The sequence below is a fragment of the Austwickia sp. TVS 96-490-7B genome (genome assembly GCF_019331795.1).
GTDB lineage: Bacteria > Actinomycetota > Actinomycetes > Actinomycetales > Dermatophilaceae > Austwickia.
In genome coordinates this window covers 361,432-373,093 of sequence record NZ_JAHPZL010000007.1, presented here as the reverse complement: position 1 = coordinate 373,093, position 11,662 = coordinate 361,432, and the positions used below count along the sequence as shown (strand labels likewise).

12 protein-coding genes are annotated in these 11,662 nt (G+C 63.8%); 6 read left to right on the top strand and 6 right to left on the bottom strand.

Going from position 1 to position 11,662, the window contains the following annotated elements:
• Window positions 1-40: 40 nt before the first annotated feature.
• Both KEM60_RS09845 and rpsP read right to left on the bottom strand, forming a co-directional pair.
• Complete coding sequence (locus KEM60_RS09845; protein WP_219107332.1) at window positions 41-283, bottom strand: RNA-binding protein; 243 nt, start codon at window positions 281-283, stop codon at window positions 41-43.
• 2 nt (window positions 284-285) lie between these two features.
• Complete coding sequence (gene rpsP / locus KEM60_RS09840) at window positions 286-744, bottom strand: 30S ribosomal protein S16 (RefSeq protein WP_219107331.1); 459 nt, start codon at window positions 742-744, stop codon at window positions 286-288.
• 266 nt (window positions 745-1,010) lie between these two features.
• Between rpsP and KEM60_RS09835 the strand changes: the two genes are divergently transcribed.
• Both KEM60_RS09835 and KEM60_RS09830 read left to right on the top strand, forming a co-directional pair.
• Entirely contained in the window at window positions 1,011-1,580 is a 570-nt protein-coding gene (locus KEM60_RS09835) for a PAS domain-containing protein (RefSeq protein WP_219107330.1), read from the top strand.
• Window positions 1,577-2,536, top strand: coding sequence for a methyl-accepting chemotaxis protein (locus KEM60_RS09830; RefSeq protein ID WP_255574458.1), 960 nt, complete (start codon window positions 1,577-1,579; stop codon window positions 2,534-2,536). The genes KEM60_RS09835 and KEM60_RS09830 overlap by 4 nt, the downstream gene beginning before the upstream one ends.
• Before the next feature lie 3 nt (window positions 2,537-2,539).
• On the opposite strand, the gene KEM60_RS09825 is transcribed toward KEM60_RS09830, so the two are convergent.
• Both KEM60_RS09825 and KEM60_RS09820 read right to left on the bottom strand, forming a co-directional pair.
• A complete protein-coding gene (locus tag KEM60_RS09825; RefSeq protein WP_255574456.1) occupies window positions 2,540-3,517 on the bottom strand; it encodes a GNAT family N-acetyltransferase in 978 nt (325 codons plus the stop codon).
• Window positions 3,518-3,533: 16 nt separating this feature from the next.
• Window positions 3,534-4,622 carry an amidohydrolase family protein gene (locus KEM60_RS09820; protein WP_219107328.1) on the bottom strand — a complete coding sequence of 363 codons (1,089 nt, stop codon included), beginning with the start codon at window positions 4,620-4,622 and terminating at the stop codon, window positions 3,534-3,536.
• Window positions 4,623-4,791: 169 nt separating this feature from the next.
• On the opposite strand from KEM60_RS09820, the gene KEM60_RS09815 reads away from it, so the two are divergent.
• From KEM60_RS09815 to KEM60_RS09800, 4 genes are all read left to right on the top strand, one after another.
• Entirely contained in the window at window positions 4,792-5,331 is a 540-nt protein-coding gene (locus tag KEM60_RS09815; protein WP_219107326.1) for a PAS domain-containing protein, read from the top strand.
• A gap of 58 nt (window positions 5,332-5,389) precedes the next feature.
• Window positions 5,390-6,220 carry a methyl-accepting chemotaxis protein gene (locus tag KEM60_RS09810; RefSeq protein WP_255574454.1) on the top strand — a complete coding sequence of 277 codons (831 nt, stop codon included), beginning with the start codon at window positions 5,390-5,392 and terminating at the stop codon, window positions 6,218-6,220.
• Between the two features lie 102 nt (window positions 6,221-6,322).
• Window positions 6,323-6,880, top strand: a complete 558-nt coding sequence (locus tag KEM60_RS09805) for an RNA polymerase sigma factor (RefSeq protein WP_219107322.1) — start codon at window positions 6,323-6,325, stop codon at window positions 6,878-6,880.
• Window positions 6,877-7,998 carry a CU044_5270 family protein gene (locus tag KEM60_RS09800; RefSeq protein WP_219107321.1) on the top strand — a complete coding sequence of 374 codons (1,122 nt, stop codon included), beginning with the start codon at window positions 6,877-6,879 and terminating at the stop codon, window positions 7,996-7,998. Before KEM60_RS09805 ends, KEM60_RS09800 begins: the two co-directional genes overlap by 4 nt.
• Before the next feature lie 118 nt (window positions 7,999-8,116).
• Here KEM60_RS09800 and KEM60_RS09795 read toward each other — a convergent pair whose 3' ends face one another.
• Together KEM60_RS09795 and ffh are read right to left on the bottom strand one after the other, a co-directional pair.
• Entirely contained in the window at window positions 8,117-9,979 is a 1,863-nt protein-coding gene (locus KEM60_RS09795) for a YbeU/YbeR family protein (protein WP_219107320.1), read from the bottom strand.
• The gene (gene ffh, locus KEM60_RS09790) at window positions 9,976-11,610 is read right to left on the bottom strand and encodes a signal recognition particle protein (RefSeq protein ID WP_219107319.1); all 1,635 of its coding nucleotides are present in this window, start codon (window positions 11,608-11,610) and stop codon (window positions 9,976-9,978) included. Before ffh ends, KEM60_RS09795 begins: the two co-directional genes overlap by 4 nt.
• Window positions 11,611-11,662 lie beyond the last annotated feature (52 nt).

Below are 11,662 nucleotides of genomic sequence, written 5' to 3'. Positions count from 1 at the left end.
ATCATGTCGTGCCCCCGCCGGTGATCGAGAGAGCTGCGGATCAACGCATCCGATCAGTGTCGACGATGTCAACACGCACGGTACGCCCACCCGCGAGAGCGGTCATGACGGTACGCAGCGCGCTGGCGGTCCGGCCGGAACGGCCGATGACCCGTCCGAGGTCGTCTGGGTGCACCCGCACCTCGAGGACCTCACCGCGACGCAGCTCACGATGCCGCACAACGACATCATCATCATGCTCGACGATGCCCTTGACCAGGTGCTCGAGGGCTTCCTCGAGCACGATCAGGCCTCGCTCTGCTCAGCAGCCTCAGCGGGGGCGGCCTCGTCGGACTTCTCAGCCTTGGCGGCCTTCTTCTTGGCCGTCGTCGCGCCGTTCTTCTCGTAGTCTTCGTCAGCCTTGCCAGCAGCAGCCATGGCTGCCTCGTACAGGTCCTTCTTGCTGGGCTTAGTCGGCTGGAGCTTCAGGGTGCCCTCGGCGCCGTCAATGCCCTTGAACTTCTGCCAGTCACCGGTGACCTTCAGCAACGCCTCAACCTGCTCGGTGGGCTGCGCACCCACACCCAGCCAGTACTGGACGCGCTCGCTGTCAATGTCAATGACGCTCGGCTCGGCGGTGGGGTGGTACTTGCCGATCTCCTCGATCGCCCGACCATCCCGCTTGGTGCGGGAGTCCATGACGACGACGCGGTAGAACGGTGCACGGATCTTACCCATGCGCTTCAGGCGAATCTTGACGGCCACGACAGTGGTCTCCTCGTTCTGTTTCGTGAGCGCGGCCAGACCGGCACGGATTCGGCCGGGGTGCCGCGACTCGGGGTGTAGGCGCCCGAGACCCCGGCGACGCAAGGCGCCGGCCGGGCGGGTACAGCCATCCATTGTGCCAGACCACCGACACTGAGCTCGCCATCACCACACGCCCAGACGCTAACTTCCTCATCCCTCAGCTCTATTCGACAGCTGCCGACTGGAACGCACAGCCCGCACCTCCACTGAAACGGGGCGAACCTGTGCGATCCCTCCCAGCCACCCGGCCAACGCCCCTCAATCGTGAAGTCACCTTTGGCGTCGACGAAATCATTGTCAGCAAGACCGACACCAAAGGCGTGATCACCTACGCCAATGACGTATTCATCCGCGTCTGCGGCTACCCCGAAGAACATCTGATTGGCGCCCCACACAACATCATCCGGCACCCCGATTTTCCCGGGGGCGTCTTCAAATTGCTGTGGGACACCATCAGCGCAGGGCAAGAGATCTTCGCGTACGTCAAAAACATGGCCAAAGACGGTTCGTATTACTGGGTCTTGGCTCACGTCACCCCCACCGTCGACCGGACCGGGCGGATCGTCGGCTACCACAGCAGCAGAAGAAGCCCCGACCGAGCCGCAGTCGCTGAGATCGACACCGTCTACGACCTGATGCGCGAGGAGGAACACCGCCACCACAACCGAGCTGACGCCGCCGCGGCCAGCCTCAACGTGGTCGCCGCGATCCTCGCCGACAAAGGTGTCAGCTATGACGAATTTGTCTGGGACCTCATCCACCGCACTTCCCCCGAACTTCGAGGCGTCTCGTGACCAGGACTTCAGCCTCCTCCCCCGGATGGTGGCGCCGCCGCCGTCGTACGGCATCCGGTAGCGAGGCAGTCACGGACAATGCAGCGCAACTCGACGCGGCCCTCAATCAGATCGACCTCGTCCTCAGCCGGATCGCCTCAGGTGACCTCGACGCGCGCATCGTCTCCCTGAACGCCCCCACTCGGGTGAAATCGTTGGCGCGCCACCTCAACGCGACGATGGATCTCTTGGAAGCCTTCACCCGAGAGACCCAAGCATGTTTAGAAGCGTCCGCCCAAGGACGGCTCTATCGAGTCGTGCTATTGCGAGGAATGCCAGGTCAGTTTGCTGACGGAGCCCGCGCCATCAACAGCGCCCGTGACGCGATGGTCGGTCACGAGAAGGTCATGGCCGCCCGTGACCGGGAGCGCTCTCATGTCGCCACCGGGGTCAGCGCGGTATCCGACCAACTCAATTCCGTCGCACTTGACCTGGGAGCTGCTGCCTCCGCGCTGGCCGAAACAGCAAACCGAGCCGTCACCGACGCTGGCGAGGCCCTCGATACCGTCAATGAACTCGAGCGGGCCAGTCAAGAGATTGAAGCTGCCGTTCGGGTCATTGCCTCCGTCGCTGGTCAAACACGCCTCCTCGCGCTCAACGCCACCATCGAAGCTGCCCGGGCCGGAGAGAGCGGTAAGGGTTTCGCGGTCGTCGCGAGCGAAGTCAAAAATCTCGCCAATGAGACCTCCGAATCCTCTGGCGAGATCGACGTCCAGGTCCGTACGGCGCAAGAAGCTGCTCGACGTGCGGCTGTGGCCATTTCCGGCATCACCCACGCCATCCGGGAGATCGACACTCAGATTGGGGCCTTGGCCGACCGCATTGACGGCGCCACCGGCTTAACACCACTCGCACGGTCACTGACCGAACAGGTCCGAGCGTTGGAGGCCTCACCGGCCAGACCTGAGCGGCCCTGACGGTTACCCCCGCTCGGCATCCCATCCGCCCGCCACCCGGTGGGCCTGCAAAGCCACAGCACACGCCACTCGTGGCTGGTCCACCGTGGAACTGGTGGCGGCATCCACCACGACCACCGACCGGGGATCCAGTCCGGCCGCGGCGACCACCCCCTGCCAACCCCACTGCGGTTCTGGCGGTTCGATCACCGCACCAGGAGCCGACCCCAGCAAGTCCGCCATACCCTCTGCCCCCAACGCGGAAACCATCTGAGCCGAGATCAATGGCACCGACAACTCCCGGGCCAATCGGGTGCCCCGCCCTGGCGACCCCTCCGACCAGGCCAGCACCACCACCGGCTGTCCCATCATCGGCAGGTCAAAAGCGGGCACCGGCCAGTCCTCAGCAGTGATGCCGTACAGCACATGGTCACGCCACTGATGCCGCCCCTGCTCATCCGGCAACCATAGATACCGGGGCCATAACCCCCGTCGACGAAAACCCAAGGATCGCAGCACGCCTGCTGAGCGGACATTGCCCGGCTGGACTGATGCTTCGAGACGATGCAGCCCCATCCCGGTGGGCTCAGCGGTCAACACCAGATCCACCACCAAGCGGAGCCCCTCCGCGAACAGCCCGTTCCCGGCGTACGGATCGTACGCGTCGTATCCCATCGCGGCGCCCGAGGACCTGCCTCGCAGCACGTTGGTGACATTGATTCGGCCGACGATGTCATGGTCAGCCGTCGGTTCCCTCGCATGAATCATGAATGTGCGATGGCTACTCGACTGATACCGCAGATGGCGTTCCAGATCACTAGGGTCCACCGGATTCCATCGAGACACCCGGTCTCGGGACCGGAGCACGGCACGCCGGTAGGGCTCTACATCCTGCTGGCGCACCGGTCCTACCCACACTCGATGCCCCCACGCGGTCAACGGCGGCAATACCTCCGGCACCGGAGACACCCGGACAGCACCACGACATGCAGGGTCAACCACCTCAACCACCTCCCGTTCAGCGCACCAGTCGGCCTCGCAATACCGTACGGTGCGGCCGGGTCAAGATCCGCAGATCCCGTAACGGATCGTCCAGGTACACCAAGAAATCCGCCTCAGCCCCCTCATCCAACCCGGCCCACCCCAACCAGGCACGGGCCGCCCACGTCGCCGCCGCGAGCGCACCGGCTGGTCCCATGCGAGTGCGAGATAACTCCAGCACCTCGTGAGCGACCAGGCCGTGCGGCAGCTGTCCACCCGCATCTGTCCCGCAATAGATCGCGACCCCTGCCTCGTGGGCAGCGTTGATGGTGTCATATCTGCGGCGGTGCAGATCCAACATGTGCGCTGCATAGCTGGGGAATTTCCGTCGTCCAGCTTCGGCGTACGTCGGGAAATTGTCGATGTTGACCAGGGTGGGCACGATGGCAATGCGTTGTGCCGCGAAGGTCTCGACCGTGTCGGGAACCAGTCCAGTCGCATGCTCGATGCAGTCGACACCGGCTGCGGCGAAGTCCCGCAGAGACTGTTCCCCAAAACAGTGCGCGGTCACGCGGGCCCCCTCGGCGTGGGCTGCTGTGATCGCTGCGGTGAGGACCTCTACCGGCCAGCAGGTCCCCAGATCACCGCGGTCCCGGTCAATCCAGTCCCCCACGAGCTTGACCCAGCCGTCACCGGCGCGGGCCTCTGTGCGTACCTGGTCAACGAGTGCTTCGGGTTCTACCTCGTGTGCGAAATTCGGGATATACCGCTTAGTCCGGGCGATATGGCGGCCAGCCCGAATGATCCGGGGCAGATCGTCGCGGTCTTGGAGCCATCGAGTGTCGGCGGGACTCCCGGCATCACGGATCAGCAAGGCTCCTGCATCCCGCTCCACCAGCGCATGTTCTAGCGCCCTGTCCTGGTCCACAGCCCCATGACTTTCCAAACCGATATGGCAGTGCGCGTCGACCATTCCTGGGATCACATAGCCTCGGACGGTCTCTACCTCGACCGAAGCGGGCGGCGGCTCAAAGGTGATCTTGCCGTCGACGACCCACATGTCGTCGCGGATCTCGTCGGCGGACACCATGACTCGTCCGGAGACGTGCAGCACAGGAGCAGTCATGGCGCCGAACCTACCCTGACATCCCAGCGCCCTGGGGATTCTCTATCGATTGAGACGGTCACTCGATCTCTGTTTTCCCGGTCAGATCTGCGGCGATCTGCTCAGTTGCCACGTCGAGAGGCCGACTGGTCCTGATGGACACGACCGGCTCCCCTCACCCGGAGGACATGTGACAGTGACCCCCACGGGCCGCGAACGCACTTTCGCCCCGGATGAACTCATCGTCTCTAAGACCGACCCGCAAGGACGGATGACGTACGCCAACGACGTCTTCTTGCGCATCTCCGGATACGACGTTGATGACGTCATCGGGCGGCCTCACAACCTCATCCGGCATCCGCACATGCCGCGAGCCGTTTTCCGGCTGCTGTGGGAACGTCTCGGCGAAGGCCGTGAAGTGTTTGCGTTCATCAACAACCTCGCCCAGAACGGCGACCACTACTGGGTGTTAGCCCATGTCACTCCGTCGTACGACAGCCAGCACCGATTGGTGGGATACCACTCCAACCGGCGCTGCCCGCACCGGGACAGCATCGCCCGCGCCGCCGAGGCCTACCAGCCACTGTTGCAGGAGGAAAGCCGACACGCGCATCCTCCCGACGCGGCCACTGCAGCGCTGCAGCTGTGGCTCGCCCAGCTAGCAGCCCAAGGCATGACCTATGACACTTTCGTATGGTCACTGATCGACCTGGGACAAGAGGGACGCTGAGATGAGACGTCGCAACAGAGGACGAGAGGTACCGTCCCCGTCCTGCCCCGATGTCGGCATGGATCACCTCGCGACTGTGATCCGACATGCCGCGGATGGCGACCTGGAAGTCCGAGTGGATATCCGACGGACCAGCGGCCGAGCCGAAGAGATCGGCAACTCGTTGAACCTACTCCTCGACATGACCGACGCCTATATGCGCGAATCCCAGGCCTGCCTCCACGAAGCTGCCGAGGGACACGCCTACCGGAGGATCTTGCTGACTGGGATGCGCGGAGGGTTCGGTGATGGCGCCAAACAAGTCAACCTGGCCCGCGACCGGATCCTGGCTGTTGGGCAGCGGGTCACCGACCAGGAAGCCGCCCGCAGCACGATCATCGCCGCCACCGTGGACGTCGCCGGGAAAGTCGCCACCGCGTCTGGTCACGTGGCTGACTCCGCGGGAGAACTCGGCCACGCCGCACGGGCCGCAGTGGCTCAGGCTGTCGCTGCGATGGACACCGTGCGTTCCCTAGAACAAGCCAGCCAAGAAATCAGACGGGCCCTGACGATCATCGCCGGAGTGGCCGACCAAACCCGGCTGCTCGCCCTCAACGCCACGATTGAAGCTGCTCGCGCCGGAGAAAGTGGCAAAGGATTTGCTGTTGTTGCCAGCGAGGTCAAAGACCTTGCCCAAGAAACCACTTCTTCTTCCACCGATATCGCCACCCAGGTCGAAGCGACCCAGTCGGCTGTCCAAGAGGCCGTCGCCACCATCGAAGCGCTCTCCACCACGATCGAAGGCATCGACACCAGAGTTGCGGAGATGACGGCAACGGTGGTCGGGCCGGGTGGTTTGTCCGATTTAGCGGCCGGACTGGATCGGGAAGTGTCCCGTTTCTCGCAGTGACCCTTCACCAACCCTGGTGTCCTGGCGACCCCCGTCACGAGATCTTCGAGGACATGGTCCACCCATCGGTAACGATCCGCGGCGTACCGGGAATGAGGAGACATGAACGACGTTCCCGGGGGTGCGGACCAGCATGCATGGTTCGATGAGCTCTTCCGCACCACCCACCATCAGGTCCGCAGGTTCGCCGCCCGACGAGTACCCCCTGACCAGGTCGATGACATCGTGGCAGAAACCTTTGCCTCCGCGTGGCAGGCCAGAGGCCGGGAGCCCGCACCAGGGGTGCCTTGGCTTTACCGCGCCGCAGCAAACCACGTGCTGCACGCCCAACGCAGCGGTGCCCGGCGGAACACCTTGGCTACCCGGATCGGCGCACTTCCCCAGAACCAGGCAACCGACCCGGCAGATCTGGTGATCGATGGGTCAGTCGCCGCGATGTTCCGCGCACTATCACCTGCTGACGGCGAAATACTGCGGTTGAGCGTCTGGGAAGAGCTGGCTCCTCGAGAGATTGCGTTAGTCCTGGGGTGCAGCACCACTACCGCCCGAGTGCGTCTGCACCGGGCCCGCCGTCGGGCCGCTGTCGTCATGGAAACACTAGCCACAGCGGGCCCAGATCGTCCGCGCTGGACGGCGACCACCGTGAAGGAGCCCTCATGACAACACTCGACGAACAGGTGCGGGCAGCAGATCCTGCTCAGGCGGTCCCGCCGTACAACGTGGATGACGTCGCCCGCATTCTTGCGGCGGCGCGACAGGAACGGACCGAGACTGCCGGTACGGACCTGCCAGTTGATGCCGTCGGACCAACCAGGCGTCGGTGGTCATTGGCTGGCCGACGGGCCCGAATCAGCATGGCGCTGGCTGCTACAGTCCTCGCGATCGGCGCTATCCCCTCACTCATCGATCTGCCCGGAGTCGGCCAGGTCGAGACAGCGCTGCCGGCGGTGGCCGCTGTCTTGGATAAAGCTGCCCTCAACGCCACTGATCCGCCAGCGCGCGGATCCCAGTATTTTCGGATACGGAACGTGGAGGTGACGACGGCGACCCAGGACAATGGGGAAGCCAATGCCCAGGTCTGGCAGATGACCTATGAGCGGGTGGAATATGTCGCCGTTGATGGTTCTCGACCGACGTACGTGGTGTCCCGCAAGCTGAGCCAGCCGACCCTGATCGCCGGATCGACGACGCCGCCTCCCCCTCCCCCGTCATTCGGCAACAACACCGAATCGGTCCGCACCTCCACCCTGACGCCCAACCACCTGAAAGGCAGCTGGCAGACACCCACCGCACCGTGGCTATCCGACCTGCCCCGTGACACCACGGCATTGCGGGAACGGATGTATCAGGATGCGCACGGCCACGGACCATCCACCGACGGCGAAGTGCTGGTGTTGGCCGCCGATGTCCTGCGCTCAGGGCGAGTTCCTGCGGATCTGCGAACTTCGTTATTCAAGGTCCTGAGGACCGTACCTGGAGTGGCCATCACCAGTGAAGCTGTCACCTTGGACGGCCGCCGCGGTGTGGGAATCGGCCGCACCGAAACCTCAGGTGGTTTCCGACAGGAACTGATCATCGACCCGGACAACGGTCAGGTCCTAGGGGAACGTGAAGTTTTAACCCAGCCGATGAGCAGCACCGGCCCACCGGCCGGCACAGTCATGTCAAGTCGGGCTGTCAGCCAGACCGTGGTCGACAAGGTCCCCGACGACGTACGACGGCGTGCGGTGACCGACCAATGCACCGTGGGCCAGGACGGTGAGACCACCTGCACGTAGCTGTCACTGTCAGATTCGGGCCGCTGTCCGGGATGAACAGCACAGCTCACCGAGCATGCTCACCGGGCAGCGGCCACAGGCTGCATCTGAAGTGACGATCAGAGCCACTCACGACCGGTCAGTGCTGACCACCATGCCAAGGTATCTGATGCCACGGCCCCCCGGGAGAAAGGAGAGAGCGGACCACAGCTCGCGTCGAGATCATCGATGCACCGGCATCTCGCAAATGTGCAGCGCCCGCCCAGTCGTCGGCGTAGTCGGCCCACCCCTGATATCGGCCGTGAGCCGCCCCGGCGAATCTGGTGAGCCGATCTCGTGCTTCCCCTGGCGATAGCAGACCACCTGCCGAAGCCAACCGACACAGATAGCCGTGCGCCGCAAGATCCACCGCGAGACCGGTGACACGACGGAACCGAGGCCAATCGGAGGCCATCCGTTCCAGACGAGCCCAGGTCATCGCCGGATCGGCGGTGGTATCCGCGACTGCCTTAAGCTCCGCCGATGAGGGTTGACGTCCCTGCGCCGCGATCCCCATCAGGTAGTGATGCAGCGGAGCCAGCAATCCTCGCAGCCCGTACTGTTCAATCCGGGTCATGGCCCCCACCAGGTCAGTCCCCTCATCAGCGATCAAGCGATCAATGCGTTCCTGGGTGGGACCGTCGTAGGGCATCAGCGCCAGCTCGAAAACATCGTGATACATCACTGCGGCTTCGCAATACGGTGCTGACAACGCCATCAACCAGAGTTCGCGCGGCGGGACCGCCCCTGGCGGGTGGAGCATCGGGCTCGGTCGTCGCCACGGCACCTCCGCATCGAAAACGGTGCCTCCAGCGTCAAGGTCGAAGGACGCACCCGGTACCGGCGACGGCAGGGGAGCCTCCGCCCCGGAAGGCCCCTGCAGCAACGGAAACAATCCCGCGGGCGATGGCGGAGCCGGATCCGGCACCATGACCCGATCCGGTGGAGAAAGATCCGCATCAAGCAGGAGCAGGGCCTCCCCTGCCAGGCTGTCCAACACTGTGGGTAAACCCCACCATTGCCGAATCGTCCCTTCGATGTCGGCTCGCCATGAGGTGACTCCCAAGGCCAGTTCCGCCGGCGTTAACGGACCGATCAAGTCTTCTTGCACCAGAGCCGCCACCAGCGCCCCTGAGGCTTGCGGTAGTTCTAGCTGCCACGGGATCAACGCCAGCGGCCCCACCTCCGGTGCACAACAGACCTGCGCCCACCATCGCCACCGATCCAGATCGGCGTAACCAGCTGCTCCCCCCGCCGATTGCCAATACCAACGTCCCCGAAGGAAATGGTCGTACAGATCAGCCCAACCCACGAACCGTCGACGTATCTCATGGGCGGCGAGAATCTGCACATCCTGAGCTTCCGGCCAGCTGAGATAGCCCACTCCGAACCCAGCACGAGCCAGCATCGACAGGCGCACCATGTCCCACGCCGTGAAATCTATCGACCGCGCTCGTTCATCATCAGCGCGCATCCGCCGTAAACGCCACAGCTCCTCTCGGGAATTCTCGCCATAGGTGAGGAGTTCCGCCTCGAACCGGGCAGCTTCCAAGGGATCCATCGCGGACCAGTCCGCTTGCTCCCGGGAAAATGCTCCCCGATGGCCCTGGCTCAACAGGTCCGACACGGCGGAGAGCATGGTGGCCCGGGAGGTGACCCGCCACGCCACCGCCAACATTTGGGAGCGCGGCGCCACCAACGCTGGGTCCTGATCCATGCCGTGCCAGATTTCGCCGTTAAACACGGAGTAGATCGCCGGCACCGCCTGCCACCAGTCCTGAGGTTGCGGGACGAACTGCCCCGGGTCTTGCCCCCACAGCACCCCGCACAGTCGGGCATGATCCACTGGGTGCAGGTGTGGCGGACGAACCGGCACCGGCGGTATCGGGCGTGCCCAGGACGGGTGGTGCCCCGATGCCGGGACACCACCGGAAAACCCAGCGGGGACAGGCTGAAGCGTCACCCTTTCAGGAACTTGTCAAACCCCGGAGGCAGCTGGCTGGCATCAAACCCCACCTGATGGGAAGGAGACGTCGCTTCTGCCGCACCAACTCCCAGAGCGCTGCCTGGAGCACCGAAGGCACTCTTAGCCGCCTGCTCACGAGCCGCCGACTGTTTCTCAGCCATCTCCTTCTCCTGAGCGGCACGTTTGGCAGGGTTGCCGGACTTGCCTTTTTTCTTGAGTTGTTTCTTGCCCTTCGAACCCCCACCAAGACCCGGCATCCCGGGCATCCCTGGGATGCCGCCGCCTCGCCGTAGTTGACGCATCATCTTCTGCGCTGCCGCGAATCGCTCCAGCAATTGGTTGACTTCGCTCACCCCGACTCCAGAACCACGGGCGATTCTGGCTCGCCGAGATCCATTGATGAGTTTGGGGTGGGTCCGCTCGAACGGCGTCATGGACCGCACCATCGCTTCGACACGGTCAAATTCGCGCTCATCCAAGGAGTCGAGTTGGTCTCGCAACTGGTTCATCCCAGGCATCATGCCCAGAAGCTGCTTGAGCGAGCCCATCTTCTTGACCGCACTCATCTGCTCAAGGAAGTCATCAAAGGTGAAGTCCTCGTCAGCGAGGAACTTCCGTGCCATTTCGTCCTGTTGGCGCTGATCAAAAGCTCGTTGTGCTTGCTCGATCAGAGTCAGGACGTCACCCATATCCAGGATGCGACTTGCCATCCGGTCGGGATGGAAAACCTCGAAGTCCTTCGTCTGTTCACCCACCGAGGCGAACATGATCGGGCGACCGGTCACCCCCGCAACAGACAAAGCGGCACCGCCACGGGCGTCACCATCGAGCTTGGAGAGCACCACCCCGGTGAAGTCCAAGGTGTCGAGGAAGGCGGTCGCCGTATCGACGGCGGCCTGACCGATCATCGCGTCGATGACAAACAGGATTTCATCGGGCTGAACAGCGTCTTTGATGTCAGCGGCCTGCTGCATCAGCTCGGCATCGATAGCCAACCGGCCTGCGGTGTCCACGATGACCACATCATGGTGGTCACGGCTGGCTTGGTCTACGCCTGACCGGGCCACCGCGACCGGGTCGCCATATCCTCTGGTGCCGGACCCGGTCTCTACTGCCGCGTCGTAGCCGGCGACATTGCCTCGTTCGGGAGCGAAAACTGGAACTCCGGCCCGTTCACCGACGACCTGAAGCTGCGTGACCGCATTGGGGCGCTGCAGGTCCGCCGCAACCAACAGCGGTGTGTGCCCCTGGTCTTTGAGCCAGTAGGCGAGTTTCCCAGCGAGGGTGGTCTTACCGGCACCTTGCAGACCAACCAGCATGATGACGGTGGGAGGCCGTTTAGCGAACTGCAACGTTCTGGTCTGCCCGCCCAGTACCGCGACGAGTTCCTCGTGCACGATCTTGACGACCTGCTGGCCGGGGTTCAGCGCCTGATGCACCTCCACGCCCAGGGCACGTTCCCGGACCGCTTGAGTGAATTGGCGCACGACCGGCAACGCCACATCCGCGTCGAGCAACGCGACACGGATATCCCGAATGGTCGCATTCAGGTCCCGCTCGGTGACGCGGCCCTTGCTGCGGAGGTTCTTGAAGGTCGACGCTAAACGGTCGGACAGGCTGGTGAACACCTGCCAAGGCTAACGAATACCGCGCGCTGCTGCGCATCTGCGGGCTACGACG